Here is a 25431-nt window from a genome sequence, read left to right on the forward strand (position 1 = left end):
GCTAGTGTCCTGTCCCGTAAATAAGTTGCGAAAATTGGCGTGGATCCTGACGGTTCCTGGCAAGGCGCGCCGACGAGGCGTAGCGGGGGCTACGCCGAGGAGGCGCAACGCCGCCAGGGACCGTCAGGGCCGCGACAATCGTAACGTTATTTGCGGGACAGGACACTAACCCCCCTTCAGGCCCGGCCCAATCGCTCGCGCCCATGGGGGGCGTCCAGGTCAAAAATCGGCATGCGCGCAACGATTCCCGTGGGATTAATAAAGGTGTGGCTCCGGTAGTAATGCTGGCGGATGTGATCCATGTTCGTGGTCTCGCGGAACGCCGGGCGCTGGTAGAGATCCCGCAGATAGTTCGGCAGGTTCGGGTAGTCCACAATGCGTCGCTGAGAGCACTTGAAATGGACGCTGTAGACGGGGTCGAATCGCACCAGCGTGGTGAACAGGCAGATGTCCGCCTCAGTCAGCTGATGCCCGCACAGGAACCGCCGCTCGCCAAGTACCCCGTCCCAGTGATCCAGGGCGGCGTACAGGGCGTCGGCGGCCTCTTCGTAAGCCTCCTGGGAGCCCGCAAATCCGCACTTATAGACGCCGTTGTTCACCGGTTCATAGATCGCATCGATCGCATCGTCCACTGACTTGATCACTCCGGCGGGCGCGTAGTCGGTCGTATCCCCGGCCACAGCCTGCCAATGGTGATTAAACATGCGAAGAATTTCCCGGGACTCATTGTTGACGATCGTTTTTTCCAGCGTGTCCCACAACAGCGGGACCGTCACGCGACCGGTGTACATCCGCTCAGCCGCCAGGTACACATCCCGCAGATAGCGCACCCCGTGGACACCCTCCGCGGTGCTTGCCGTACTCCCCGGGTAGTCCCGAAACTCCCAGCCATCATCGAGCATCAACGGGTGCACGACCGAGACGGGAATCGCCCCCTGCAAGCCCTTGAGTTGACGCATGATCAGCGTCCGGTGCGCCCATGGGCAGGCGTAGGACACATACAGATGGTAGCGGCCGACTTCAGGGCGAAAGCGTGCCCCGTGTGCATCCACCGTCCAATCCCGAAAGGCGGATTGCTGGCGAACAAAGCGCCCTTTGTCATCCGGCTCATACCCGTGCGCATACCAGACCCCTTCAATCAGTCGACCACCCATGCCTTGGCTCCGGTTGCATCAGTCATTGGGCTCGCACGCCACAATTAGTTAACGAGGATAGTCCGATTTAGGACTCTTGCGATGGGCCTTTATGCCCATCAACACGAAAAGCCCGGGCTGGCGCAATGGCCGACCCGGGCCCTGTAACGGTGGGGCGCGCGGTTTACTGCGGGGCCATCTCGCCCTGCTGGCCGCCCATACCGCCTTGCATCTCCTGCTGGATCCGCTGGAAGTCTTCGATGAGTTCGTCCGTCTCCGGTTCCTCCTCACGCATGGCATCCATCAGGTCATCCTGGAACGCCTGTTGGGCTTGCCTCACTTCCTCATCCTGCATCGCGACCTGCTGAGCTTCCTGAAGGTCCTGCTGGGCCTCCTGGGCGTCCTGCAACATCTGCTGGCGTTCCTCGTCGGACAGGCTCTCATCCTGCATCCGCCCCTGCACGGACTCGAGGGTATCCATACTGGCGTCTGGATCGTAGCCTGCCTCTTCCATCTTCCGAATTACCAGCTCTTCCAGCTCTTCGCGCTGTGCCTGCAGGCCAGGATTGGCCTCAAGTGCTTGCTCTTGCGCCTCGGCGAGCCGCTGCTGGATCTGCTGGAGTTCCATCTGCGGGCCACCTTCTTGCTCCAGCTGCGCTGCGGCGCCGCCGGCGAACACCAGGGCAATAGCTGCCACCATGGCACGCAGGGCTCCCTTACCGATTCTCTGAGTTTGCATAGTCAGGCCTTCTCCTGTTCGCGGCCTCAAGGGCCGCTTCTCGCGTCAAGTCAACTAGGTTATCAGCCGTCTTCCACGCCCTGTCAATCAGACGGCGTCGCTGAGCGACGGCTTGCCCCTTCTGACGACAGAAAATCCCACAGGTTCCCCGCCGACGGATGAACAGTAACCGCGCCCACCCGATCCGGCAACGGGAGAAAGTCACACCCGCTTGCTCAACAGCCCGCGTGCCCGGTAACCTAGAACGCTCGCCTTTTCGTACGATCAACCGCCGCACCAGACCATTTTAGCGCAAGCTGTCAAAGCTTGGCCGATCATGCCCCGGGCGCCTGCTTTGCGACCACCCCCACATCCGGCTGGAGTTTTTTGGCATCTATGAAGGCACTCTCGCTGCAACGCCTCAACAAGACCTACCGGGGCGGCGTAACCGCCCTGCGCGACGTGAGCCTGGAGGTCTCACAGGGAGAGTTCTTTGGGCTGCTCGGGCCCAACGGCGCCGGCAAGTCGACACTGATCGGCATTACCAGCTCCCTGGTCACCATGACGTCCGGCAGCGTTCACATTTTCGGCCACGATCTCATCAAGCACCCCTGGGAGGCCAAGACGCGCCTCGGCCTCGTCCCCCAGGAGTTCAATTTTAACGGCTTTGAAACCGTTGAGCAGATCGTGCTCAACCAGGCCGGCTACTACGGCATCCCCCGCCGCAGAGCGCGCCAACGTACGCAACGCTACTTGCACCAGCTTGGGCTCTGGGATAAGCGCAAGCAGGCCTCACGCACCCTCTCGGGCGGAATGAAACGCCGACTCATGATTGCGAGGGCCTTGGTCCATGAGCCCCCGCTGCTGATTCTCGACGAACCCACCGCCGGCGTCGATATCGAGCTGCGTCGCTCGATGTGGGAGTTCCTGCGCGAGATCAATCGCCAGGGTACAACCATCATCCTGACGACTCATTACCTGGAAGAAGCCGAGAGCCTGTGCCGCAAAATCGCCATTATCGACGAGGGGCAGATCATCGAGCACACCACGACCCAGGCGCTGCTCAACCGATTGAAGACTCACGCGTTTATTCTCGACGTCAGTGGGACCACGGACCACGTCACCGACATTCCCGGCTATGCCATCCAGCAGCTGGATCACTCCCGCCTCGAGGTGGAAATCCGCCACCGCCAATCCCTGACCGAGCTGTTCGCCACCTTGCACGAACGCGGAGTGGAGGTGCTGAGCATGCGCAACAAGGCCAACCGCCTGGAGGAACTCTTCCTGCGGCTTCTCGAAGACAACGGCAGTGATCAATCCGCCGAGCAGTCACCCGAAGCCGAAGCCGCCGAGAACGCCTGACGACACCTCAGGCACTGGAGACTCCACATGTACTGGCGACAATCGTTGATTGCCCTGCAGACCATTGCCTACAAGGAGACGAACCGGTATCTGCGCATCTGGATGCAGACGCTGCTGCCCCCGGCGATCACCATGACGCTTTACTTCGTGATTTTCGGCAATCTCATCGGCCCGCGCATCGGCCCCATGGATGGCTTCACGTACATAGACTTCATCGTTCCCGGCATTATCATGATTGCCGTGATTACCAACTCCTACGCAAACGTGGTCTCATCATTTTTCGGGGCGAAGTTCCAAAAGCACATCGAGGAGCTGATGGTCTCCCCGACGCCCAGCTTCATCATCCTTGCGGGCTACATTTCCGGCGGTGTGGGCCGCGGGCTGCTCACCGGCCTGATCGTTACCGTTGTCGCGAGCTTCTTCACCACACTCCAAATCCACAGCATCGGGGTGCTCATTTCCGTCGTATTCCTGACCTCGGTCTTGTTCTCCCTGGGCGGGTTCGTCAACGCGATCTTCGCCAAGAAGTTTGATGATATCTCAATCGTACCGGTCTTCATCCTCACACCGCTGACCTACCTGGGGGGTGTCTTTTACTCGATTTCCCTGCTCCCCGACCTGTGGCAGGGCGTCTCGCTGTTGAACCCTGTGCTCTACATGGTCAACGCATTCCGCTACGGCTTCCTGGGCACCGCCGATATCAACATCTGGATCGCCTACGGGATCATCGGTCTTTTCATCCTGCTGCTGGGAACTCTCAGCCTCTTTCTTCTTCACCGGGGGGTGGGTCTGCGCGGTTGATGCCCGTTGGAATCGCCACCCAAAAAAATGCCCGCGACCAACCGGCTACAGGCATTGCACGTGAGGGGCGGCCGGGGACAGTCGCGTCAATCGACGCGCAGATCATCCAGGGAACGCCCCTTCGCTTCCCAATCCTTGATCCAACCGGGTTTGCGGCCGCGCCCCGACCAGCCCTTGGAGGGGTCCTCTGGGTGGCGGAAGCGAACCGTCCCGGTACTCTTGGTCGGCTTCGCCGATGTGCCCGTGACCAGATCGGCAACCGCCAGCCCGTATTTTTCAGCGACCTGTTTCAGCTCTTTCTGTGCCTCCTTGACGTCCTGGCGACGACGCTTTCGCAGTTCCTTGTCGATATCCTTTTTCAGCTGATTCAGTTGCTGGCTACTGTATGTGGTTAGATCCATTCTAGCTCCTATGACAATCGCTTGCCTACGGCCGACTATGTACCTGCATTAACGCTTCATCCTGGATACAACAGCCCGAGTCTGCAGTTCAGATGGTCACTGCCCGGACTTTCTCACTGCCTGGATTCACCCGTAACCTGACAACACTCAGGTTACCGAATTTGACTAGCAGCTTCCGAAAGATAGTCGAAAGATTTGCTTTGTGCAACACTCCAAATTGACTGAATGAACGGCGAAGAGTCCTGCTGAACGACGACGGCCGTTTCCCGGACGGGTGTCTGAGCGAATGGCTAGGAGATTAGCCATGTGACGCCCAACGCCTCGTTTGGGGAACGCTGAATAAGGTCTCGTGGTCAAAATGCGGATCTAGCAATTGTAAACCTGTCATTCCCATGGCCGGCGGGTGTCCATCCGCTATTGACCGACCCTCCGGGAAGTATGGCCCGGTCTCACCGTCGGTGTGCGCCTGGCCGATAAAACGCGCGAGCGCAGGCGTGGTGATTCCACGCCGGGGCGCGCAACACGGCTATGGGTCCGAATCGACCCATCGAGGTATAGTAACCGCCCTTTCATTGTTGCTGATGAGGTTTACACGCATGCCAAATTGGGGCTCTCCCGCTCCCGCAGTGCTTACAGTGGAACTGGATTTGGAGGTGGTGACCCAGGGCGAACCACCGCCGGAACCACTGACCGGGGAGGCGGCGGACAAGCTGTGCTGGGCGCTGGCCGAGGACCTCCAGCGTATTCTCGGGCCGCTGCACCAGTACGGGTTCGTTGTGCTCGGCGGCCTCTATGATGTGACGGAGATTCTGCGCCCTGGGCTCCCAATCGTGGACAGCCTGGCGGAGCTGTACCGCCGCAGCCTCCCGGATACGCGCTTCCAGCCGCAGGTTATGGCAATCGGGACCCAGGGTGCGGAGTTTCCCATGCCGGAGATCGCGCCCCAGAGACGACCAGGGTCAGGGCCGCTGCTGTGCATTCCGTTCGTCTTCCTCGGCGAGCCTGAGGCCATGGACGCACTCAGCCCACGACTGGAGCAGCAACTCCTGGAGAAGGGGCGCGCTTCCCTCAGGACCGGCCAGTTGATTCAGGACAGTTTCGGTGTACAACCACTCAACCTCTCCTTTGCCACGTTCAATGACCTGTGCGCGTTGATGAAAATCCAGCTCGAACACGCAGGGTTTGGCCCATTGTGGCAACTTCTCGAAAGCGCCCTATTCATTGATCAACCGCCGGCGCGAATCGAGTTACCGGAAGGGAATCTGATTATTGTGGACGGCACCGAGGCGTTCGCGCGTTTTCTGACGTTCCGCCAATGGTCGGCGGAACATCCTGACAGCGAACACCCTGCCGCCGACTATGGCCGTTTCCATCAGCTGCAGCGACAGTACACCGCAGGGCTTGCAGCGCACGGGTTGCAGGTCCATTCGGTCGAGCATGCAGTGGCGCTTCGTGACGACAATCTTGACAAAGCGCTATCCGAGGCGCGCATGTGCGCCATGCCCGCCAACACGCAGCATGTCAACGAGATCGTCACGCAGAGCGATCACTGGACCGATGTAGCGGGCATCAGCCTTACGGAGCACAGCCGGCCGGGGCTCGGTCCGATTGCCTTTACCGTGCTGGTTCGCTCCGGCGATGGCCGCATTCTTCATTACGCCAATCAGTACCCTCTCGCTCCCGAGGCGGTTTCCCATACGCGTGATCTCTGGCGAGCCACGGCCGAGCGCTTCGGGCTGGAACTTGAGGTGATCCAACCCGGAGACGTGCTGCACACGCCAAGTCGCGACCAGCTTCTACCGTGGCCGGAGGCGATAGGCCCTAGCCACTGAGACAACACTGAGCCGTTCCTCGTACCGGCACTGCAACCCGCACGCACAAGGGGAGAGCACTGGAATGTCCCGAGGCGTTCGGCAGGCCGTGCTCGCGATCATCGTCGCTGGTGTTTGCCTGGATACGCTGGTCTACGGGCTGGTCGTGCCCATGCTACCGAGGCTGAGCACTGATCTGGACTTCGGCCAGGCAGGAGCGGGCATTCTGCTCGCGAGTTACGCCTTGGGGCTGTGCGTGGCCACACCGCTCATCGGGGTTGGCGTGCGGCACTGGGGATACCGGCTGCCCCTGCTCGGCGGCATCGCGGGCCTCGCACTGAGCCTGCTGCTGTACCTGGTCGCCGAGAGCTTTGCGGTGATGGTCCTGGCGCGCACCGTGCAGGGGGCCGCCTCGGGGGCCACCTGGACGGCCGGCCTCGCCATTATTGCCAACCACTGGCCCACCCGAGAGCGTGGACGCACCATGGGGTTGGTCATGTCGGCATTCGCGCTTGGACTGATGGCGGGGCCACCCTTGGGCGGCTTCGTCAGCGACTGGTTGGGCGTGCGCCCCGCCTTTGTGCTCCCGACGCTGGCCGCCTTCGCGCTCACGGGTGCAGCGGCTGTCGTCCTGATACGCGTCCAGGCCACCCGCGCCACAACAACAACAGCGCCGCTGGGAACAATCCTGTCGGATTCGGGCATTGTCGGCCTGGCAGGCGTGGTTGCCGCCGTCGCGGCCGTGATGGGGCTTCTGGAGCCCACGCTGCCATTGGACCTGGAGGAGCGTTTCGGCACAAGCGCCGGCACCATTGGGCTCCTGTTCGGCCTCATCGCTGCGGCGTTCGCACTGGGCTCGCCGCTGGCGGGCTACAGCGCGGACCGCTGGGGCGCGGTGGCGACGATTCGGTACGCGGCAGCACCCCTGGTCGTCGTGCTGCCGCTGTTTGCCCTGGCTCCGGGGGCGTGGTGGACAGCGCCGCTGTTTGCCGCCACCGGGCTGCTCTGCGCGCTGGCACTGGGCCCCGCCCTGCCGGGCTTGGCTGCCCGCGTCGATCGACACGACGGGCAGTCCTACGGCATTGCCTACGCGGTGTTCAATCTCGCCTTCGCTGTCGGACTGTTCCTGGGCCCAATCGTCGGCGCGGCCTCGACTGCAGTTCTCGGCCTTTTGCCGACCCTACTGGTCACCGCGGCGCTGATCGCCCTGAGCCTGCCCTGGTTGCGGCGGCTTGGCTGGATCGCAGGGCTCAATCAGGGGTTGACGAAATAGTGCGTCCACTGAGCGTCCGGACCGCGCTCATATCGCTCACGGCGATGCAGTCGGCCGTCGCCCGCGGTCCAAAACTCGATGAATCCGGGATCGACCCGGTAACCAGACCAGTAGGGCGGCCTGGGGATGGTCTTGTCCGCGTACTCGCGCTCCAGGTCCTCCACCCGCCGAGCAAGCGTCTCCAGGCTGTCCAGGGGCTCCGACTGCCGTGATGCCCAGGCGCCGATCTGGCTCAACCTCGGCCGTGAGGCGAAGTAGGCATCAGCCTCTTCATGGCTCACCTGGCTGACCAGACCTTCGACCAGCACCTGCAGGCTCAGCGGCGCCCAATAAAAGCACAGCCCGGCCCGCGGCTGGGCGGCCAGATGCCGCCCTTTGCGACTCTGGGTGTTGGTGTAAAAAACGAAGCCGCGTTGGTCCAGCTGTTTCAACAGCACCGTCCGGGCCGCGGGCTGCCCCTCAGGGCTGACCGTGGACAGGGTCATGGCCGTGGCATCTGCGATCTGTGCACATGCCTCGGCCTGGCGGAAGCACTGCTGAAAGCGTTCAATCGCCTCTTCACGCAGGCTCATTGCGACTCCTGGCGGGCGCTGGAAGGCCTGACGCGGACACTGAGGCCATCAACCGCCGTCACCCGAACCCGGTCGCCCTTGCGAATCTCCCCGGAGCCGTCCATAACGGCGTTCCAGACCTCACCGAGCAGTCGCACCTTGCCCTGGCCATCACGGAAATCCGCCACCGCTACCGCCTCCGCATCCTCCATCTGCTGGGCGCCGGAGGTCACACGCCGGCGGTGGGACTGCAGAGCCATGGTGGCAATGCCGAAGATCACCACGAAACTCACGGCGGCGACACCAATGATCACGGTCATGGACAGCTCATAGGCTTCGACGCCGGTATCGACCAACAGCAGCGACCCCAGAATGAAGGCCACCACGCCGCCGATACCCAGGATACCGAAACTGGGCATGAACGCCTCACCCACCATAAACGCGGCACCAAGCAGCATCAGCCCCAGACCGGCGTAGTTGATCGGCAGCGCCTGGAAGGCGAAGAGTGCGAGCAACAGACTGATGCTCCCGAGCACACCCGGGACGATCGATCCTGGGTTAGCCAGCTCGAAGATGATGCCGTAGATGCCCACCAGCATCAGGATGTAGGCGACGTTCGGGTTGGTGATCACCGCCAGAAGCTCGTTACGCCAATCCGGCTCAATGAACTCCAGGGCGAGCCCTTCGGTCTCGAGCGTGACGTCGCCAGCGGCGGTCTTTACCTCGCGGCCATCGCTTTGCGCCAGCAAGTCGTCCATGTCTTCGGCGATAAAATCGATGACGTTGAGCTCCAGAGCTTCCCTGGAGCCAATGCTGGCCGCCTCGCGCACCGCCTTCTCTGCCCAGTCGGCGTTGCGGTCGCGCATCTCCGCGAGCGAGCGGATGTAGGAGACCGCGTCGTTGATCATCTTGCGCTCCATCGCGCTGCCCGGCTGCGGCGCACCGTTGCCGTTCTCGTCCGCGGCCTCGTCGTTGTCCGCATTGTCGCTGTCGCCGTTGTTGTCGTTGTCGTTGTTGTCCTCCTCTTCCGGAGGTGCCTCCTCATCATCAACCTCGGGCATACCGCCCATCTGCACGGGTGTGGCCGCCCCGATGGTCGTACCCGGCGCCATGGCCGCGATATGGGAGGCATACGTGATGTACGTGCCGGCGCTGGTGGCACGAGAACCGCTGGGCGAAACGTACGTGGCCACCGGTACCGGTGACTCGACAATGGCTTCGATGATGTCGCGCATGGAATTATCGAGCCCGCCGGGGGTGTTCATGCGCAAAATAACGAGGCTGGCACCGCGGTCGGCGGCACGATCAATACCCCGGCTGACGTAGTCCACAGTCGCGGGCCCGATCGCCCCGCGGACTTCCAGCACATAAGCGCCCGGCGCCTCTTCGGCGCGCCCGGCGGTCAGGGAAATCAACAACAGAAGACAGATGACAACAAGACGCTTCATGACACGGAACCGCTGCCGCTCAAGGTTGAGTCCGGGGCCAACGGAACAGGCCCCTGACCCATCTACAATACCGCAGCAATGGCTCCCATGTCATGGGAACACACGGTGGCGACCCGCCAGGGGCCGCTGCGCGCGCCCGCGCTCAGGGCTTCAGTGCAGCGAGCACCCGATCGCGGATCTCGTTCATATCGCCGCTGCCGTCCAGCGCCACATACTGCGGGGCGTTGGGTTCGCCACTGGCGGCGAGCTTCTGGTAATACTCAACCAGTGGCCGCGTCTGCTCGTGATACACTTCCAGGCGTTTGCGCACCGTCTCTTCGCGGTCGTCTTCACGCTGGACGAGGTCCTCGCCCGTTTTGTCGTCCTTGCCCGGCGCCTTCGGCGGGTTGTGCTCCACGTGGTAGACGCGCCCGGACGCGGGATGCACGCGACGACCGCTCATGCGAGCGACGATATCTTCATCGGGCACCTGCAGTTCAACGACGTAATCCAGGGCGATCTGCTCGTCCTTCACCGCTTCGGCCTGGCCGATGGTCCGGGGAAACCCGTCGAACAGAAAACCATTGACACAATCAGGCTTGGCGATGCGCTCCTTGACCACCGCAAGAATGATATCGTCGGAGACCAGGCCGCCGGAGCTCATGATCTTCTCCGCTTCCTTGCCCACCGGCGTGCCTTCCTTGACAGCCTCACGCAGCATGTCACCTGTGGAGATCTGCGGAATGCCAAAATGCTCGCAAATAAACGCGGCCTGTGTACCTTTGCCCGCTCCGGGCGGGCCCAATAGAATAATCCGCATGACTCAGGTGCCTCCTCACTTTTATTTGCAGAAACGAACCGTTGTCTGGTTCCGGAACACGGTGGACGTGATCGGCGGCGTCGCGACCCGCCGCCGGCCGCGCACGGGGCGCTTTGGGCGAAGATGGATTGCGGCAAGTGCCCCGAGCCAACCCGACAATGCACCACTCTACCCCATAAGCCGCCCGAGCTGCTGCGGGATTGGCGACTGTAGCGCCGATCAGGCGTCGCGGCATACATGCGGTAGCAGTCTGGGGTTCATCCTCCTGGGGCTGCTCATTTTTTCGGCGCTGAGCGTATCACCCGCCCATGCGGACTGCAACGCGGAGCCCCGTGCCGGCGTGAACTGGGCGGGATGCGACAAGCGCGGTGCCGAACTCCAGGAGGCCGATCTCAGCCGAGCACTGTTACGGCGCATCGACCTGACCGGCGCAGACTTGCATAGCGCGATCCTCGAGGGCGCTGTCGTTACGGATGCAGCCCTGGACGAGGCGGACATGCGCAACGCCCGCATGCGCCGGGTAGATTTCGGCGCCTCGCGGCTGGCGCGCGCCCGGTTTCACGGTGCCAATCTGCAGGACGCGCGCTTTGTCTCGGCGAGCCTCCCGGAGGCGGATTTCAGTGAAGCCAACCTCGGCGGGGGTCGCCTGGATTCGGCCGACATGACCGCAGTGCGCTTTACCACCGCGGAGCTCAGCGACAGCAGTTTCTACAATGCGCAACTGCGCGGTGCGGATTTCACCGATGCCGTCGCCAGTAACGCCGATTTCACCCGGGCGAATCTCGAGGGGGCCCGATTCCGCGACGCCGATCTGAGCGGTGCCAACCTGAGCCATGTGAATCTGGAAAACGCCGACCTGCAAGGCGCCGATCTGCAAGGCGCCAACCTCGACAGTGCGGCCCTGGCAGGCGCGGATTTTACCGGTGCAAACCTGCAGCGCGCGGATCTGCGCGACGCATCGATCCGGGGCACGATTTTCGACGAGGCAAAGCTCGGCAATGCCACCTGGATCGATCGCAGCCACTGTCGACCGCGGAGCGTGGGGGCGTGTGACTAGTGCCCTGTAATCCAGCTGCGGTGCCTATTGGATGCCCGAGCCTGCCACTCGTAAGTCTGGTCACCGAGCGGGCGGCCGCCCGTGTCGAACGTCCGCTCGCGCACGCTGATGGTGCCATCGGCCGCCATTAGCACGACGGTGGACGCCCGGGTGCCGTAGGCGGGGCTGACAATAAAGGGGCTCGAGAGCAGGCGTTCCCACTCCCTGGGGACGCCCGTATCAGGCAACGACGCCTCCTCTGCCGGCCGCGGGTCGGCCAGCATCCCGAGAAGCGCATCGCTGGTGACGGGGGCCTCGGCCGACAGGAGCCGATCCAACCCTTGGCGCACCCGCAGCACTTTCGGCCAAGGCGTGTTCAGCAGGCCATTACTCAACCCGTGAACCCCGGGTGAAACTGCCTGTGCGCGGCCGTCTTGATTGGAGTAATAGTAAAGCCCGGTCGGGTCACCCCAAATGAGATTGAACCCGTTATACCGGTGGCCAGCAGCTTCGAGCGTATCGCCGAGCCGGCGCATATCCTCGGCCGCCAACGCGTCCAGGACCAGCTGCCCGCGCGAGACGGCGTCCGGCCGCTGTTCGTCCGGATCGCGATAATTGGTCACTGTGGCAAACCGACCCTCCCGGGTGACACCGAGCCAGGTTCCGCCGGCTGTCCGGTCCCGGCCGGCCAGGACCCGGGGACTGGCCCACCAGTGCATGGCCTCAGTGGGCCGCTCGTGGAACTCGTCCCGATTGCCGGCGAAAATCAGGGGATAACCCGGATGCCGGTGCAGCGCAAAGACCACAAGGCACATGCGTTACTCCGTGTCGCGATCCCGTAAGTGATACCGCATGAGCAAGCCGTTGTCAGTGAGTACATGGACCCCCTCCCCGTCACTGACCGGAGCCTGGGAGATGCTGTCTGCGTCGGCAACCCGAACGCGGGCCAGGATTCTCCCATCCTGGGCGGAGAGCACAGTCATACGGCCGGTCTCGTCGCCAAATACAACCTTGTCGCCATGGACGGCCGGGGACGTCGGCTGCAGGCCCTGCGTATCGCTCTGGCGCCAGATCGCCGCGCCGGTTCGCCGGTCCAGCGCCCAGATACCTCCCCGATCATCCGTGACATAGACCCGCTCAGCGTCGACGTCCAAACCGGCATGGGAGGAGAGTTCGCGATCCCAGTAAACATCGCCCCGCTCCGCGGAGAGCGCCAGCAGATCACCACGATACCCGACCACGTAGACGGTACCCTCAAAGACAACGGGGGTTGCGTCGACGTCGCGAACGCGGTCAAGGTCCGCACTGCCCCGCGGCTCGGAGACAGTCACCTGCCAGTCGACACTGCCACCGCCCAGGCTGATGGCCTGCAGCTGCCCGTTCTCGAAACCGATCAGAACACGATCGCCCGCGATCACCGGGTTTCCGGTTCCACGCAGCGATAACGCGGGCACACTGACGTCCTGAAGCCAGCGCCGCGACCCGGCATCCCGGCTGAAACCGTACGCCCGACCGTCGGCCGTGCGTACAACAACGATCTCGTTCCCCACAGCCGGCACGGCCAGGACTTCACTGCTGGCACGCGCCTCCCAGAGGGTTTCACCGCTGTCGGTGTCGACCGCGAACACACGGCCCTTGCGGGTGCCCACAACGGCCAGGTTATCGCTGATCCCCGGACCACCGGATACGCCTTCGCCGATGCCGTGGCGCCATTGCAGTCGTCCACTCTCAGCTGAATAGGCGCTAATGCGCCCGCGGCGGTCTGCCACGTGAATCACGCCGTCGACCAGTACCGGCGGCAACGCGTCACCGTGCGTCTGCACACCGGAGCTGGCACGCCGATGCCATTCGCGCTCAGCGACCACTTCAAGCTGACCATCGCGCAGGTCGTCCGCCGGCGATGTTCGTTCCGGCGACGCACCGCACCCAACAAGGACCAGACTCGTCAACAGGAGCGTGAACAGCCGCCTCACGCCGACACCCCACCGCCGAGCTCATTGAGCTTGAGTTCAATCAGGTTCCTGCGCAAGGCGGGCAGCTCATCAGCGGCCAGCGCATCCTCGTAAGCCGAACGGGCACGGTCACGGTTGCCCTTGGCGGCATGAATATCGCCCCGCAACTCATGATAGCGGCCATCGTAAGGGCCATCCTCGGCGTCTTCCAGCACCGATAGTGCCTCATCAAGCGCATCCTCGCCGTAGAGCAGCTGGGCCAGCCGAAGCCGGCCAAGGTCCCTGAACGACTTGTCGGCTGCGTTCTCGGCCACCCAGCGGAGCGTGTCCATCGCCGCTGCGGTCTCGTGCTCACGAACCTGGTAGTCGGCGAGCTGAAGTCCGGCCATTGCCGCGTAGGTCGTGCCGGGGTAATCATCCATGACGCGCTGTCCCCGACGCGCCACGGTCTCTGAATCCGCGTCGGTCTCACGGGCCTCGATGAAGTGCATGTACGAGGTGGAGGCGGCTTCCGCCTGGCGATCCTGATAGGCCCCCCACTGCTGCCAGCCAACAACGCCGCCCACGGCAATGATGATGCCCGCAATCACGGCACGGCCGTTCTCTTTCCACCAGTCCCGCAGCTTCTCGACCTGTTCGTCATCACTCATCGATTTTCCGTCCGTTACAATTTCGGGGGCAGGCCATCGAGCAGCCGCCGCATGCATACCGGCAACTCAGCACGGGTCACAATCTGCTGCTCCCCGCCGCCGTACAAATCCTTGATGGTCACCTCACCACGAACCACCTCGTCATCGCCCATGACCAGCGCGAAATTCGCCCTCAAACGATCGGCCCGCTTGAACTGGCTCTTGAAGCCACCGCCACCGCAATGGGTCACAAGGCGAAGACCCGGAATCGCGTCCCGGAGTTCCTCAGCCAGAACCAGTCCTTCGCGGCTGGCCGATTCGCCGACCAGCACCAGATAGGCGTGGGGCGAGCTCGCACTCGGTGCAGCCCTTGCATCTTCCACCAGGGCCACCAGCCGCTCCAGGCCCAGGGCAAAGCCAATGGCCGGTGTCGCGCGCCCGCCGATCTGCTCGACCAGGCCATCATACCGTCCACCCGCACACACTGTGCCCTGCGCCCCCAACTGCTCGGTAATCCACTCAAACACCGTGCGACCGTAATAATCGAGCCCGCGCACCAGCTGCGGGTTCACAGTGTAGGCCACCCCGGCACGATCCAAAATGGCGCAGAGTTCGCGAAAATGCGCCCGACTCGGCTCGTCGATCCAGTCCGCCATGGCCGGTGCCTCGGCCAGCACGGCACGGGTATCAGGATTTTTCGTGTCGAGGATGCGCAACGGGTTGGTTTCCAGCCGCCGGAGACTGTCCGCGTCCAGGGCCGCTTCGTGGCCGCGCAGAAACGCCACCAAGGCCTCCCGGTAAGCCGCCCGCGCCTCGGGTGTACCCAGGGTGTTCAGCTCCAGGCGAATGTCGTCAAGGCCGACCTCTCGTAGCATGCGCGCAGCCAATAGTATGACTTCAGCGTCAATGTCCGGCCCCTCAAGCCCGAACACCTCCACGCCTACCTGATTGAACTGGCGATAACGCCCCCGCTGGGGACGCTCGTGGCGAAACATGGTACCGGCATACCACAACCTGGGTTGACGGTTATGCAAGAGCCCGTGTTGAATTGCGGCGCGCACGCAGCCCGCCGTGCCTTCCGGCCGAAGACTCAGGCTGTCCCCGTTGCGGTCGTCGAAGGTATACATTTCCTTCTCGACGATGTCCGTCACCTCGCCAATGGAGCGCGAGAAGAGCTCGGTCTTCTCCAGCACGGGCAGCCGGATCTCCTCGTATCCGTATCGATCAAGGGTCGAGCGCAGGCGATCCTCAACGAACTGCCACACAGGCGTCTGCTCAGGCAGCACATCGCCGAACCCCCTGACGGACTGGATGGTTTTAGCCAATGGACCTCCCTGGGTTACGGGACACTCGGGGCAACGGGGCGGCAAACGAAAGGGACGGGATTCGCGTTCACAACAGGCGCTCAAGGCACTTCAAGGCGTACGACCCGTCCGGCCTCGCGGGGCCCAAGGTCGACTGATTCGTCGGCGAAGACAACCCCGACTTGAGTCACGTCGCCGATGACCACGGAAAACGGCGCTTCTCCCTGGATCACCCGCTCGCCCCTCTCCTGCACGAGCCCGTACAGCAGGCGCTCCCCGCGGGCATCCGTCACCTCCATCCAGGACGGACCCCCGAACTCGAGCACCATTTGCTGTGGGTCAGTCAAAGGTGGCGACATCTCTTCGCCCCCGGCGGTAACGGGCACCGATTCCACAGGCTCCTGCACCTGCTCTCGCTCAGGTTGCAACGCTTCAGGCTCGCCGACTTCGTCCTCGCCCGAAGCGCTCACCACTGACACGGAGCGCTCACCGCCACCACCAACCAGCGGGGCGTGCCCGGTGCGTGCGTTCTCATCACCCGAAGACCCAAGTCCAGCAGCGGCAGACTCTTCCCCCAGCACCGCTGGGGTGAGCGGCCCCGCAGGCAATTCCCCCTGGATAGCCGCATCCGCGGCCGGTTGGGTGTCCATCGGCAGTTCGCCCGCCACCACCGCATCGTCATCGACACCGTTTGGCCCATCGACAGCCGCGATGGCGGACTCGGACGCGGACAGCCCCTCGTTCTGAGGCGCCGTCAGCTCGGCACTCGGCGCGTCCGAGACGGCGGGGGCGCTCTGATCCAGGGCCCACCAACCAGCGCCGCCCACGAGTGCGCCCACGACGACGGCCAAACCGCCACGGGCGAGCAGACGCGGCATCTGCGGGGCGGTGTGCACAGGGCCGGAGATCCGCAGTGGCGGCACCGTCTGCGTGGCGGCATTGTCGAGGCGACGGATCAGGGGGTCCGCATCAAGCCCCAGTAGTCCGGCATACAAACGGACATACCCGCGCCGAAATGGTCCTGGGGGTAAATCCTCCCAGCATCCATTTTCGATCGCCTCGACCGTGTGTACGGTTAGATGCAGCGCGTTCGCCACATCGTCCGCGCTCAGCCCTTTGTCGGCGCGGGCGGCGCGGAGTTCGATGCCCAGTCCGGCCTCGGGGGCGACAGTGTTCACTTGGTCCCTCAAGCTCTCAGTCATTGCGCTCGATTTCGCGTAACTCTCGCGCCTCGTCGGACTCGGGGAATTGCGAGCGCAACCTCAATGCATAGCTCGCGGCTTCGTCACGATTATCCAAAGCCGTCTCGATACGCACGCCCAACAGCAGCGTGGATGCCGTTTGATCACTGCGCTGCGTATAACGCTGGTAATATCCCCGGGCCGAGACGTAGTCCCCGCTGTCGTAGCGCAACCGGGCAAGGCGCCTTAGCGCAGGCGCGAAATTCGGCTCATGCTCCAGTGACCGTCGCAGGTACTCTTCGGCGACATCCATGCGCTCATCCCGCAGAGCGCACAGCCCGGCGTTTGCCAGGGCGACATGTCGCCGCCGGTACAACGGATCGTCAATGGCGTAATCGAACTGTTGTTGCGCTTCCCCATAACGACCGCGGTTGCACAGAAAACGGCCGTAATTGTTGCGCACTGACGGCTGCTCGTCGTCCAGGCGCAGCGAGCGGCGAAAATGACGCTCGGCATCGTCGTATTGTTCAAGGCGCTCGGAGAGCACGGCCTTGGCGGCGTGGGCTTCGGCGTTACGCCTGTTCTGCTGCAGGGCCCTTTCCAGCGACTCGCTGGCCTGGTTCAGGTTTCCCTGCTGCAGGTAGTTCATGCCGAGCTGGGTGTTGATATCCGACGCTCGACGTGAATCCTGTCCCCCCGCACAGCCGACCGCCACGAGCGCACCCAACAGTAGCAGGCCAAGGAGTCTCGGGGTCATGCCTGCGGCGCCTGCGTGCCTTCCGAGCGCTTCTGCCGCCGCCGAGTCCGGTCCGCAACCCTGCCGACCAGCTGACCGCAAGCGCCGTCAATGTCATCGCCACGGGTCTTGCGCGTCGTCGCAACCAGCCCAGCGTTGCTGAGGATGTGGCTGAAGGCACGGATGCGCGCGTCGGACGAGCGTGCGTACGGGGCTTCCGGGAATGCATTGAAGGGAATCAGGTTGACTTTGGACGGAATGCCTTTAAGCAACCGCGCGAGCTGCCGGGCATGCGCGTCTGTGTCATTGACACCGTCCAACATGACGTATTCCCAGGTGATACTGCGATGCGGCTTGTCGGCGATATAACGCCGACAAGCCGCCAGGAGTTCGGCAATGGGGTACTTCCTGTTGATCGGCACAAGCTCGTCGCGCAGTGCATCATTCGGCGCGTGCAGGGACACGGCGAGGCTGATGTCGCTGACTTCCGTCAGCCGGTCGAGATACGGAATCACGCCGGAGGTGCTTAACGTCACCCGACGCTTGGAAAGCCCGTATGCGTGGTCGTCCTTCATGAGTTCTGATGCCGGCAGCACGTTTTTGAAATTGAGCAATGGCTCGCCCATCCCCATGAACACCACGTTGGTAACGTTGCGCCGGGCACCCTCCCGGTCGAGTATCCGGCTCACGTACCAGAGCTGGCCGATGATCTCGGCTGCGGACAGGTTCCGATTGAAGCCCTGGTAGCCCGTTGAGCAAAATGTACACGCCAGCGCGCAACCCACCTGTGATGAAATGCACAGGGTGTCGCGATTCTTCTCCGGAATCAGCACCGTCTCGATGGCGTTGGACCCATCCAGGCGCAGCAGCCATTTGCGTGTGCCATCGCCCGAGGTCTGATCCGTCACCGCCTCGGGCACGCGAACTTCTGCCATGTCTGCGAGTTTTCCTCGCAACGCCTTGCTGAGATCCGTCATCTCGCCGAAGTCGGTGACTCCACGGGCGTGAACCCACTTGAGGATCTGGGATGCGCGAAAGGGTTTCTCGCCCACGCCGGCGAAGAACCCTTCCAGGCCCTTGCGATCCAGCCCCAGGAGATTGAGCTTCTCCGAAACCTGAGCAGGCACCGGCGCCGGCTCTGCAACCACCTTAGCGGGAAAAGATTTCATCGGGCCTGAAGAAATGCTCAATTTCCTGCGCGGCCGTCTCTGAAGAATCCGAGCCGTGCGCCGCATTGGCGTCGATGCTATCCGCATAATCGTGGCGAATCGTTCCAGCCAGCGCCTCCTTGGGGTTGGTGGCGCCCATGATTTCTCGGTTCTTGCGGATGGCGTCCTCGCCCTGGAGCACCTGCACGATGACCGGACCCGAGATCATAAAACCAACCAGCGCATCGAAGAACGGACGGTCCTTGTGAACGGCATAGAAACGCTCCGTTTGTTCGCGGCTGAGATGCACCATGCGGGCGGCAACGATCTTCAGGCCGGCCTTCTCGAAGCGCGCATACAACTCGCCAATGACGTTCTTGGCAACAGCGTCAGGCTTAATGATGGACAAGGTGCGTTCAACGGCCATCCGGTAACTCCGATATAGAGGTTCATGTAGACGCGCAATGCTCCGGAAAAACGGCGCACAGTGTAACGCCGCCCCATCAGACGGTGAAGCTTTCACCACAGCCGCATTGATCCTTAACGTTCGGGTTGCGGAAATCGAACCGCTGGTTGAGGCCGTCACGGATGAAATCCACCTCCATGCCCTCAAGAAACGGCAGGCTCTTGCGGCTCACGACCACCTTCACGCCATGCTGCTCGTAGATGACATCGTTCTCGCCGACGTGCTCGGCGTAATCCACCGTGTACATGAAACCGGAACATCCACTGGTGCGCACACCGAGGCGCAGGCTGTGATCATGACCTTCCTTTTTGGCATGCGCCTTGACGTGCCGGGCTGCCGCTTCGGTCAATTGCACTGTCATGAACTGCTACCTCCAGATCGTTGATGCTCTTCCAATTCTGCCAATGCCGCGCGCAAGGCATCTTCCACCACGAGCACGCTGGACATACTCTCTACGGGAAGATGCAGCACCTCGCCGATCGCCAGCGCCGTCCAACTGCCCGCGTCCGCAGGCGTCACGCCTCGCAGCTCCTCGGACAACCAACTCGCCGCGGCAATTGCGGCCGGCGGCCCCATGCATTCCCAACGCAGCTCAGCCAAGCGTCCATCGTTCGAGGCGACCACCTGAAAGGCTACTTCAACCCCCGATTGTACCGCACCCGCGCAACCCCTGCCGACCCTATCCCCAAAGGCTGTCAACCCATTGGCGTTTCTCGGGGCATGGTAGTGTTCCAACGCCACGCCCCACAGGCCCATCCCTTCACCTTTGCTGTTCACCTTGTTCCCCAGACACCCCCGCCAGAGGAGCGTTCCTACCGTACATCCCGTCCAGCGACGCGCCCCCCTGGTACCGCCGCCAGGACGGCGAGAACGCCCGCAGGCGTCGCACCGCCGCAACCACGCATTGCGCGGCCGTATCCACCTCGGTCTCGGTGGTCCAGCGCCCGAAACTGACACGCAGGGTGCTGTGCGCCAGGGCATCGGGAACCCCCATGGCCCGCAGCACATGCGAGCCACCCCGGTTTGACGCGCTGCAGGCCGATCCGGCGGACACTCCCAAACCCTCGATATCGAGCCGTAGGGCATCGCCGTTGACGCAACCGAAGCTCACATTGAGGATATGGGGGCTCCCGTTCGGCTGACCATTGAGGACGACGGCGTCCAGGTCGGTGACGCACTTCCGGAAGCGCTCCCGCAGCCGCCGCAACCGCGGGGGTTCGCCCTCAATGGCGTTGTCAGCCAGGGCACATGCTTCGCCCATGCCGGCGATCAGATGCGGTGCCAGGGTTCCGGGACGCAGCCCGCCCTGCTGCCCGCCCCCATGGAGCAGCGGCGAGAGCCTCAGCCGCGGCCGCGGCCGTACCCACAGCACCCCGACTCCCTTGGGCCCGTAGAGCTTGTGCGCGGAGAGCGAGAGCAGATCCACGCCCCAGTCCTCGACACGAATCGGCACTCGCCCGGCGCTCTGGGCGGCGTCCACGTGCAAGCAAGCGCGGTGCTCACGCAACAGACTGCCGATTGCCGCAATATCCTGGACCGCCCCGGTTTCGTTGTTGACATGCATCACCGACACCAGGGCCGTGTCGTCCCGCAGGGCCTCACCCAGCTGATCCACGCTGACGCTGCCATCCGCAGATGGCGTCAGCAGGGTGACGTCCATCCCGTCACGGCGAAGCTGTTCCACCGCACCCAGCACCGCCGGGTGTTCCGTGCGCACCGAGAGGACGTGATTGCCGCGTCCGCGCTCACGGACGAAACGCGCGGCACCCAGTACCGCCAGGTTGTCGGCCTCGGTGGCCCCGGAAGTCCACACGACACCGTCTGGCGCGGCCCCAATCAACGCACCCACCTGCGCTGCCGCCTGCTCCACGCAGGCCGCGGCGGCCTGCCCCCAGCGATGGGTCGACGCCGGGTTGCCGAAGGTACCGTCACGCTGCAGGTACGCGGCCATGCACTCCGCGACCCGGGGATCGACCGGCGTGGTCGCAGCGTAGTCCAGATAAGGCAGCTCAGCGGGAGTGCTCACCGGTGCCGTCACCTCCCAATTTCGCCTGTTCGACAGCCTCCTGGTGAGTTCTAAGGCCATTTTCGAACTTGCTGCAGTCCAGATCGGGAATCCGGGCGTCGGGCAGCCGCCCGCCCAGATCCCGAATCACCTCGCACATCTCCACCAATCGCTCGTCGGTCACATAGATATGATCGAGAATCGAGTTGATGGCCTGACTGACCGGATCAGGCATATCCGTGGTGCCATAGGCGTCAAAGCCGATCTTGCGGGCCGTCGCCTGGCGCCGCGGCGTCTTCTCCTCGCGCTGGCCGGCAATGCGCGCTGGAATTCCCACCATCGTGGCGCCCTCGGGCACATCCTTGACCACCACCGCATTGGAGCCCACTCGGGCACCGGTGCCGACCGTCACCGGGCCAAGCACCTTCGCGCCCGCTCCGACGACGACGTCATCTTCCAGCGTCGGGTGGCGCTTGCCCTGCTCCAGGCTTGTGCCGCCCAGGGTCACCCCATGATAGAGGGTGCAGTCATCGCCGATGACGGCTGTCTCGCCAATGACGACTCCCATGCCGTGATCAATGAAAAAACGCCGGCCGATGCGCGCACCGGGGTGAATCTCGATGCCGGTGGTCCAGCGGGCGATAAGGGAGACGAAGCGCGCCAGCCAGTACAGCCGCCAAATCCAGAGCCTGTGGCAGAGCCGGTGCCACAGGAGGGCGTGGATACCGGGATAGCAGGTCAGAACATCAAAAGCGTTGCGGGCTGCAGGGTCGCGGTCCCGGACGCACCGGATATCCTCTCGAATACGTTTGAACATTGGGGGTGTCCTTGTCCGGATTGGGGGAATCAGGTTCTCGCGAACCCACGGGCAATCACGCGCCGCGGCCGCAGCAAACGCGGCAACAGGATAAGCGGCAACACAGCCAGGCGAGGTGTCTGAACATCACACCGAAATGGTATCCAATTCGCAGGAACAGACACAATCGTTGGGAAACTACTTACGATCCCTCCCGTCGCAAGCGCCCGTCCAGCCCTTTTTCCACGTGCGCCAAAATGCCGCGCAGAATCTGCATTTCATTACGGTCCGGCCGGGCCCGCCCAATAAACAACCGCATGCGCCGCATCAACGCCCGCGGGTTGGACGGATCGAGAAAATCAATGCGCTGGAGCACTCGCTCGAGATGCTCGTAGAGACGCTCCATGTCATCCGCCGTCGCCGGCGGCCATTGGGAGCGCGGCTGCGCCACCGTCTCGCCCGCCAGGCTGGCCATGCGCAACTCGTAGGCCATCACCTGCACGGAAGCCGCGATATTCAGGGAACTGTAATCCGGGTTCGCCGGAATGTGCACCAGGCGATGGCAACGATCCAGTTCTGCGTTGGTCAAGCCCACGCGCTCGCGCCCGAACAGCACCGCCACCGGGCGCGACTCGGCCTCCCCAAGCACCATCGCAGCCGCCTCCCGGGGGTTGGCCACCGGACAGGACAGCGTGCGTTGGCGCGCCGACAAACCCAACACCAGTGTCGCCCCGGCCAGCGCCTGGTCCAGCGTCTCGTGCACCCGGGCAGCCGCGAGCAGATCATCCGCCCCGGATGCCATGGCCGTCGCATTCGGGTGTGGAAACTGCCGCGGCGCCACCAGATGGAACTCGCTCAACCCCATGGTCTTCATCGCCCGCGCCGCCGCACCAACATTCGCCGCCAGCGAGGGCTCCACCAAGACCATGCGTATGTGTTCGGGCCGCATTCAAGCTCCTGAAGCTCATTCCATCGCGCAGCATAGTCTAAGCCAAGATATCCAATCATACTGAGGTGTTCTGTCGGGCCCTTGGCATGGTGGACACGTTGATGGGGCGACTCGCGTAGCCCGCCATGTAGGCCGTCCGGCCCGAAGGGTGGTCGCAGGGATGCGACCACCGGGCGTCAGGACAGGGATGTCCTGTCGCCCGGCCAGGCCGGAGTGGCGGAAAAGGCGAAGCGCCGGAGCTCCATCAACGTGTCCACCATGCCAAGGGCCCGACAGAACGCCACCAAGTTCAACCATGCGCCCAGACCTGTTATGCTCCCGCTCCAATTCCCGGTCGACGGACTCACGCTCCATGAACCCGATGGTCAACATCGCCGTGCGCGCCGCGCGCAGCGCCGGCAACGTGATTGTTCGCTCCCTGGACCGCCTCGATCGCATCCGCATCGAAGCCAAAGGCCTGAACGACTACGTCAGCGACGTGGACCGAAGCGCGGAGCACGAAATCATCGGCACCCTGCAACGTGCCTACCCCGACCACGAGTTCCTGGGCGAAGAAGGCGGCAGCCAGGGTAACTCCGAGTACGTCTGGATCATCGACCCGCTGGACGGCACTACCAACTTCGTCCACGGGCTTCCTCACTTTTCCGTGTCAATCGCCTTGCAGCATAAGGGGCGCCTGGAAGTTGGCGTTATCTACGACCCGGTGCGGCAGGAACTGTTCACCGCCACCCGAGGCAATGGCGCCACGCTGGACGGTCACAAAATCCGCGTGCGCACTCACAAGAGCATCGAAGGCCGCCTGATCGGAACCGGCTTCCCCTTCCGGCACCCCCAACACATGGACGCCTACCTGGGACAATTCCAGGCCGTGGTTCAGCGCGCCGGTGATCTGCGCCGGGCGGGATCCGCCGCCCTGGATCTCGCCTACGTCGCCGCCGGACGATTGGACGGTTACTGGGAACTCGGCCTCAAACCGTGGGACGTCGCCGCCGGGGCACTGCTCGTGCGCGAAGCCGGCGGGGTCGTCGGCGACTTCAATGGCAGCGAGGCCTACATGGACAACGGCAACATTATTGCCGGCAGCCCCAAGCTCTTCCACGACCTGCTCCAGCAGATACGCCCCCACTGCACCGCAGCGCTGCTCAAGCGCTGATCCCGATCACCCCTGCACCGAGCACCACAACCCCCGGAAGGCCACCTTAGGACCGATCCGTACTGAGCGTTTCGCTTCTGCCGGGCCGACGGTATGATGCAACGCGACTTGAGGGGCGGGTGGATGCCCGCACAAGCAAGAGGAGCGACAGAGCATGACACTATTACGGGGACTGGCGCTGGCGGGCCTGTTATTCGGTGCGGAGATCGCTGCGGCTCAGGCCGGTGGCTGGAACGCGGTGGCGTTCATGTATCACCGCTTCGGTGAAGATGATTACCCCGCCACCAGCATTTCCATGGATGCATTCGAGAAACAGCTGGACTACCTCGAGGAGGAGGGCTACACCATCTGGCCCTTCGAGCGCATCGTCGAGCACCTGGACAACGGCGAGTCAGTACCCGACCGCACCGTCGCCATCACCATCGACGACGCGTACCGCTCCGTCTACGAAGAGGCCTATCCCGTTCTCAAGGAGCGGGATGTTCCGTACATCGTCTTCGTCGCCACAGAACCCGTCGATAACGGGCTTTCCGGCTACATGACCTGGGAGCAGATGCGCGAAATGGAGGAACACGGAGCCACGTTTGCCAATCACTCGACGACGCATGATTACCTGGTGCGTCGGGGCGAGGACGAGTCCGATGCCGAGTACACACAGCGCATTCGCGAGGACATCAAACAGGCCCAGGAGCGTCTGGAGGAAGAACTGGGCGAGCACAACGACATCCCGATGCTGTTCGCCTATCCGTACGGCGAGTACAACCAAACGGTCGCCGACATCACCGAAGAACTCGGCTATATCGGCGTTGGCCAGCACAGCGGTGCCATTGGCCCGCATAGCCACAAGCTTGCCTTGCCCAGGTTCCCCATGGCAGACGCCTACTTCGACTTCGACGATTTCCGGCAGAAAGCCGGCGCCAAAGCGCTGCCGGTCATCGAGCTGGAGCCCTGGGATCCCGTCGCTACAACGGACAACAACCCCCCACGCATGCGCGCAACCCTCGCCGAGAGCGAGGCAAGGCTGAACCAGCTCGCCTGCTTCGTCGGCCGCCAGGGGAGCGTCGACATCGACTGGGTGGACCGGGATGCCCGCATTTTCGAAGTGGAGCCGCCCGAGACGCTGCGCACCGGACGGACGCGGTACAACTGCACTGCACCGTCGCCGGAACAGGGCCGCTTTTACTGGTTCAGTCAGCAGTGGATCGTGCTGCCGCAGTGAGCCGGGAACGCCGTCTCCCAGTGATCAGACGCCCATTTGCTCCAGGGCCTCGCGGGCCCGCTTGCCTGTCTCGCCCTCCGCCTGGGCGGCTGTGCGGTAGTGCTCGATGGCAAGACGGCGATTGCCCGTGCGCCGCTCCACATTGCCGAGGTAGTAATGTGCGTCGCCCGTGGGCAGCAGCTCAAGGCTGCGCCGCAGGTCGGTACGTGCACCGTCGAGACTACCGAGGTTTTCGCGGACCATACCGCGGCGCAGGTGGTGATAGAACCAGCTGTCGTCGCGCTCCAGCGCGTCACTGTAGGCCGTTTCGGCCTCTTCCATGCGGCCTTCCATGGCAAAGCTGTCTCCGAGCAGCGCATGGAAAATCGCCTCGCCGGACTCCATGTCCAGGGCCTTCCTCGCCTGTTCGCGAGCCTGTTCCACATTGCCCTCACGCAGCGCCCTGCGGCCGCTGTCATGGGCCTCGTAGGCCGGTTCAAGCTCCTTGATGGTCTGTATGCGGCGCCGGTATTCCTCCCGGCCCCACTCGCCCTCGGCGCCGAGTTCCTCCAGCGTTCGAC

The 25431-nt window shown here is 63.3% G+C and carries 27 protein-coding genes; 7 read left to right on the forward strand and 20 right to left on the reverse strand.

Annotated features, from left to right (window positions below):
• Nucleotides 1-176: 176 nt before the first annotated feature.
• Nucleotides 177-1154, reverse strand: a complete 978-nt coding sequence (locus QZT63_RS12200) for a glutathione S-transferase family protein (protein WP_290651548.1) — start codon at nt 1152-1154, stop codon at nt 177-179.
• Between the two features lie 163 nt (nt 1155-1317).
• On the reverse strand, nt 1318-1872 hold the full coding sequence (locus tag QZT63_RS12205; RefSeq protein WP_290651549.1) for a hypothetical protein: 555 nt from the start codon (nt 1870-1872) through the stop codon (nt 1318-1320).
• Nucleotides 1873-2247: 375 nt separating this feature from the next.
• Here QZT63_RS12205 and QZT63_RS12210 point away from each other — a divergent pair, with 375 nt between their 5' ends.
• Both QZT63_RS12210 and QZT63_RS12215 read left to right on the forward strand, forming a co-directional pair.
• Nucleotides 2248-3213 (forward strand): ABC transporter ATP-binding protein, encoded by a 966-nt coding sequence (locus tag QZT63_RS12210; RefSeq protein ID WP_290651550.1) that lies wholly within the window; start codon nt 2248-2250, stop codon nt 3211-3213.
• Nucleotides 3214-3240: 27 nt separating this feature from the next.
• Entirely contained in the window at nt 3241-4014 is a 774-nt protein-coding gene (locus QZT63_RS12215; protein WP_290651551.1) for an ABC transporter permease, read from the forward strand.
• A gap of 86 nt (nt 4015-4100) precedes the next feature.
• On the opposite strand, the gene QZT63_RS12220 is transcribed toward QZT63_RS12215, so the two are convergent.
• Entirely contained in the window at nt 4101-4415 is a 315-nt protein-coding gene (locus tag QZT63_RS12220) for an H-NS histone family protein (protein WP_290651552.1), read from the reverse strand.
• 635 nt (nt 4416-5050) lie between these two features.
• On the opposite strand from QZT63_RS12220, the gene QZT63_RS12225 reads away from it, so the two are divergent.
• Nucleotides 5051-6247: a hypothetical protein gene (locus tag QZT63_RS12225; protein WP_290651553.1), complete on the forward strand. Its 1197-nt coding sequence runs from the start codon at nt 5051-5053 to the stop codon at nt 6245-6247.
• Between the two features lie 64 nt (nt 6248-6311).
• Nucleotides 6312-7499, forward strand: coding sequence for an MFS transporter (locus tag QZT63_RS12230; RefSeq protein WP_290651554.1), 1188 nt, complete (start codon nt 6312-6314; stop codon nt 7497-7499).
• Here QZT63_RS12230 and pdxH read toward each other — a convergent pair.
• The 3 genes from pdxH to adk form a co-directional block, all read right to left on the reverse strand.
• The gene (gene pdxH / locus QZT63_RS12235) at nt 7481-8071 is read right to left on the reverse strand and encodes a pyridoxamine 5'-phosphate oxidase (protein ID WP_290651555.1); all 591 of its coding nucleotides are present in this window, start codon (nt 8069-8071) and stop codon (nt 7481-7483) included. The two genes, QZT63_RS12230 and pdxH, sit on opposite strands and share 19 nt — an antisense overlap.
• Nucleotides 8068-9498, reverse strand: coding sequence for a nodulation protein NfeD (locus QZT63_RS12240; RefSeq protein ID WP_290651556.1), 1431 nt, complete (start codon nt 9496-9498; stop codon nt 8068-8070). Before QZT63_RS12240 ends, pdxH begins: the two co-directional genes overlap by 4 nt.
• Before the next feature lie 142 nt (nt 9499-9640).
• A complete protein-coding gene (adk, locus tag QZT63_RS12245) occupies nt 9641-10297 on the reverse strand; it encodes an adenylate kinase (RefSeq protein ID WP_290651557.1) in 657 nt (218 codons plus the stop codon).
• A gap of 340 nt (nt 10298-10637) precedes the next feature.
• Between adk and QZT63_RS12250 the strand changes: the two genes are divergently transcribed.
• Nucleotides 10638-11354 carry a pentapeptide repeat-containing protein gene (locus tag QZT63_RS12250; protein WP_290651558.1) on the forward strand — a complete coding sequence of 239 codons (717 nt, stop codon included), beginning with the start codon at nt 10638-10640 and terminating at the stop codon, nt 11352-11354.
• On the opposite strand, the gene QZT63_RS12255 is transcribed toward QZT63_RS12250, so the two are convergent.
• The 13 genes from QZT63_RS12255 to QZT63_RS12315 all read right to left on the reverse strand — a co-directional run bounded on the left by QZT63_RS12255 (nt 11351) and on the right by QZT63_RS12315 (nt 22499).
• Nucleotides 11351-12148, reverse strand: coding sequence for an NRDE family protein (locus QZT63_RS12255; RefSeq protein WP_290651560.1), 798 nt, complete (start codon nt 12146-12148; stop codon nt 11351-11353). The genes QZT63_RS12250 and QZT63_RS12255 overlap by 4 nt on opposite strands.
• Before the next feature lie 3 nt (nt 12149-12151).
• Entirely contained in the window at nt 12152-13306 is a 1155-nt protein-coding gene (bamB, locus tag QZT63_RS12260) for an outer membrane protein assembly factor BamB (protein WP_290651562.1), read from the reverse strand.
• On the reverse strand, nt 13303-13935 hold the full coding sequence (locus QZT63_RS12265) for a tetratricopeptide repeat protein (RefSeq protein WP_290651564.1): 633 nt from the start codon (nt 13933-13935) through the stop codon (nt 13303-13305). The genes bamB and QZT63_RS12265 overlap by 4 nt, the downstream gene beginning before the upstream one ends.
• 14 nt (nt 13936-13949) lie before the next feature.
• Entirely contained in the window at nt 13950-15239 is a 1290-nt protein-coding gene (gene hisS, locus QZT63_RS12270) for a histidine--tRNA ligase (protein ID WP_290651566.1), read from the reverse strand.
• Nucleotides 15240-15319: 80 nt separating this feature from the next.
• Nucleotides 15320-16396 carry a RodZ domain-containing protein gene (locus QZT63_RS12275; RefSeq protein WP_290651568.1) on the reverse strand — a complete coding sequence of 359 codons (1077 nt, stop codon included), beginning with the start codon at nt 16394-16396 and terminating at the stop codon, nt 15320-15322.
• A 16-nt stretch (nt 16397-16412) separates the two neighbouring features.
• Nucleotides 16413-17156 (reverse strand): type IV pilus biogenesis/stability protein PilW, encoded by a 744-nt coding sequence (gene pilW, locus QZT63_RS12280; RefSeq protein ID WP_290651570.1) that lies wholly within the window; start codon nt 17154-17156, stop codon nt 16413-16415.
• Nucleotides 17153-18304, reverse strand: coding sequence for a 23S rRNA (adenine(2503)-C(2))-methyltransferase RlmN (gene rlmN / locus QZT63_RS12285; RefSeq protein ID WP_290651572.1), 1152 nt, complete (start codon nt 18302-18304; stop codon nt 17153-17155). The genes pilW and rlmN overlap by 4 nt, the downstream gene beginning before the upstream one ends.
• Nucleotides 18285-18710 carry a nucleoside-diphosphate kinase gene (ndk, locus tag QZT63_RS12290; RefSeq protein ID WP_290651574.1) on the reverse strand — a complete coding sequence of 142 codons (426 nt, stop codon included), beginning with the start codon at nt 18708-18710 and terminating at the stop codon, nt 18285-18287. The genes rlmN and ndk overlap by 20 nt, the downstream gene beginning before the upstream one ends.
• A gap of 76 nt (nt 18711-18786) precedes the next feature.
• A complete protein-coding gene (locus tag QZT63_RS12295) occupies nt 18787-19110 on the reverse strand; it encodes an iron-sulfur cluster assembly accessory protein (RefSeq protein WP_290651576.1) in 324 nt (107 codons plus the stop codon).
• Entirely contained in the window at nt 19107-19505 is a 399-nt protein-coding gene (locus tag QZT63_RS12300) for an iron-sulfur cluster assembly scaffold protein (protein ID WP_290651578.1), read from the reverse strand. The genes QZT63_RS12295 and QZT63_RS12300 overlap by 4 nt, the downstream gene beginning before the upstream one ends.
• Nucleotides 19506-19509: 4 nt before the next feature.
• A complete protein-coding gene (locus QZT63_RS12305; protein ID WP_290651580.1) occupies nt 19510-20775 on the reverse strand; it encodes an aminotransferase class V-fold PLP-dependent enzyme in 1266 nt (421 codons plus the stop codon).
• Complete coding sequence (cysE, locus tag QZT63_RS12310) at nt 20759-21571, reverse strand: serine O-acetyltransferase (protein WP_290651581.1); 813 nt, start codon at nt 21569-21571, stop codon at nt 20759-20761. Before cysE ends, QZT63_RS12305 begins: the two co-directional genes overlap by 17 nt.
• Before the next feature lie 181 nt (nt 21572-21752).
• Complete coding sequence (locus QZT63_RS12315; protein ID WP_290651583.1) at nt 21753-22499, reverse strand: RNA methyltransferase; 747 nt, start codon at nt 22497-22499, stop codon at nt 21753-21755.
• Nucleotides 22500-22851: 352 nt separating this feature from the next.
• Between QZT63_RS12315 and QZT63_RS12320 the strand changes: the two genes are divergently transcribed.
• Together QZT63_RS12320 and QZT63_RS12325 are read left to right on the forward strand one after the other, a co-directional pair.
• Complete coding sequence (locus tag QZT63_RS12320) at nt 22852-23652, forward strand: inositol monophosphatase family protein (RefSeq protein WP_290651584.1); 801 nt, start codon at nt 22852-22854, stop codon at nt 23650-23652.
• A gap of 154 nt (nt 23653-23806) precedes the next feature.
• Complete coding sequence (locus QZT63_RS12325) at nt 23807-24871, forward strand: polysaccharide deacetylase family protein (RefSeq protein ID WP_290651586.1); 1065 nt, start codon at nt 23807-23809, stop codon at nt 24869-24871.
• A 24-nt stretch (nt 24872-24895) separates the two neighbouring features.
• On the opposite strand, the gene QZT63_RS12330 is transcribed toward QZT63_RS12325, so the two are convergent.
• Nucleotides 24896-25431 (reverse strand): tetratricopeptide repeat protein (locus tag QZT63_RS12330; RefSeq protein WP_290651588.1); only part of this gene is annotated, 536 nt, incomplete at its 5' end.

The organism is Aquisalimonas sp. (assembly GCF_007120195.1).
GTDB lineage: Bacteria > Pseudomonadota > Gammaproteobacteria > Nitrococcales > Aquisalimonadaceae > Aquisalimonas.

Bases quoted from the DNA above. Each gene is read 5' to 3' on its own strand.
- ndk (WP_290651574.1), bottom strand. From the start codon at position 18,710: ATGGCCGTTGAACGCACCTTGTCCATCATTAAGCCTGACGCTGTTGCC.
- QZT63_RS12210 (WP_290651550.1), top strand. From the start codon at position 2,248: ATGAAGGCACTCTCGCTGCAACGCCTCAACAAGACCTACCGGGGCGGC.
- cysE (WP_290651581.1), bottom strand. From the start codon at position 21,571: ATGTTCAAACGTATTCGAGAGGATATCCGGTGCGTCCGGGACCGCGAC.
- rlmN (WP_290651572.1), bottom strand. From the start codon at position 18,304: ATGAAATCTTTTCCCGCTAAGGTGGTTGCAGAGCCGGCGCCGGTGCCT.
- QZT63_RS12200 (WP_290651548.1), bottom strand. From the start codon at position 1,154: ATGGGTGGTCGACTGATTGAAGGGGTCTGGTATGCGCACGGGTATGAG.
- adk (WP_290651557.1), bottom strand. From the start codon at position 10,297: ATGCGGATTATTCTATTGGGCCCGCCCGGAGCGGGCAAAGGTACACAG.
- QZT63_RS12255 (WP_290651560.1), bottom strand. From the start codon at position 12,148: ATGTGCCTTGTGGTCTTTGCGCTGCACCGGCATCCGGGTTATCCCCTG.
- QZT63_RS12240 (WP_290651556.1), bottom strand. From the start codon at position 9,498: ATGAAGCGTCTTGTTGTCATCTGTCTTCTGTTGTTGATTTCCCTGACC.
- QZT63_RS12265 (WP_290651564.1), bottom strand. From the start codon at position 13,935: ATGAGTGATGACGAACAGGTCGAGAAGCTGCGGGACTGGTGGAAAGAG.
- QZT63_RS12320 (WP_290651584.1), top strand. From the start codon at position 22,852: ATGAACCCGATGGTCAACATCGCCGTGCGCGCCGCGCGCAGCGCCGGC.
- QZT63_RS12205 (WP_290651549.1), bottom strand. From the start codon at position 1,872: ATGCAAACTCAGAGAATCGGTAAGGGAGCCCTGCGTGCCATGGTGGCA.
- QZT63_RS12315 (WP_290651583.1), bottom strand. From the start codon at position 22,499: ATGCGGCCCGAACACATACGCATGGTCTTGGTGGAGCCCTCGCTGGCG.
- QZT63_RS12300 (WP_290651578.1), bottom strand. From the start codon at position 19,505: ATGGGCCTGTGGGGCGTGGCGTTGGAACACTACCATGCCCCGAGAAAC.
- QZT63_RS12230 (WP_290651554.1), top strand. From the start codon at position 6,312: ATGTCCCGAGGCGTTCGGCAGGCCGTGCTCGCGATCATCGTCGCTGGT.
- pilW (WP_290651570.1), bottom strand. From the start codon at position 17,156: ATGACCCCGAGACTCCTTGGCCTGCTACTGTTGGGTGCGCTCGTGGCG.
- QZT63_RS12325 (WP_290651586.1), top strand. From the start codon at position 23,807: ATGACACTATTACGGGGACTGGCGCTGGCGGGCCTGTTATTCGGTGCG.
- QZT63_RS12215 (WP_290651551.1), top strand. From the start codon at position 3,241: ATGTACTGGCGACAATCGTTGATTGCCCTGCAGACCATTGCCTACAAG.
- pdxH (WP_290651555.1), bottom strand. From the start codon at position 8,071: ATGAGCCTGCGTGAAGAGGCGATTGAACGCTTTCAGCAGTGCTTCCGC.
- QZT63_RS12220 (WP_290651552.1), bottom strand. From the start codon at position 4,415: ATGGATCTAACCACATACAGTAGCCAGCAACTGAATCAGCTGAAAAAG.
- QZT63_RS12295 (WP_290651576.1), bottom strand. From the start codon at position 19,110: ATGACAGTGCAATTGACCGAAGCGGCAGCCCGGCACGTCAAGGCGCAT.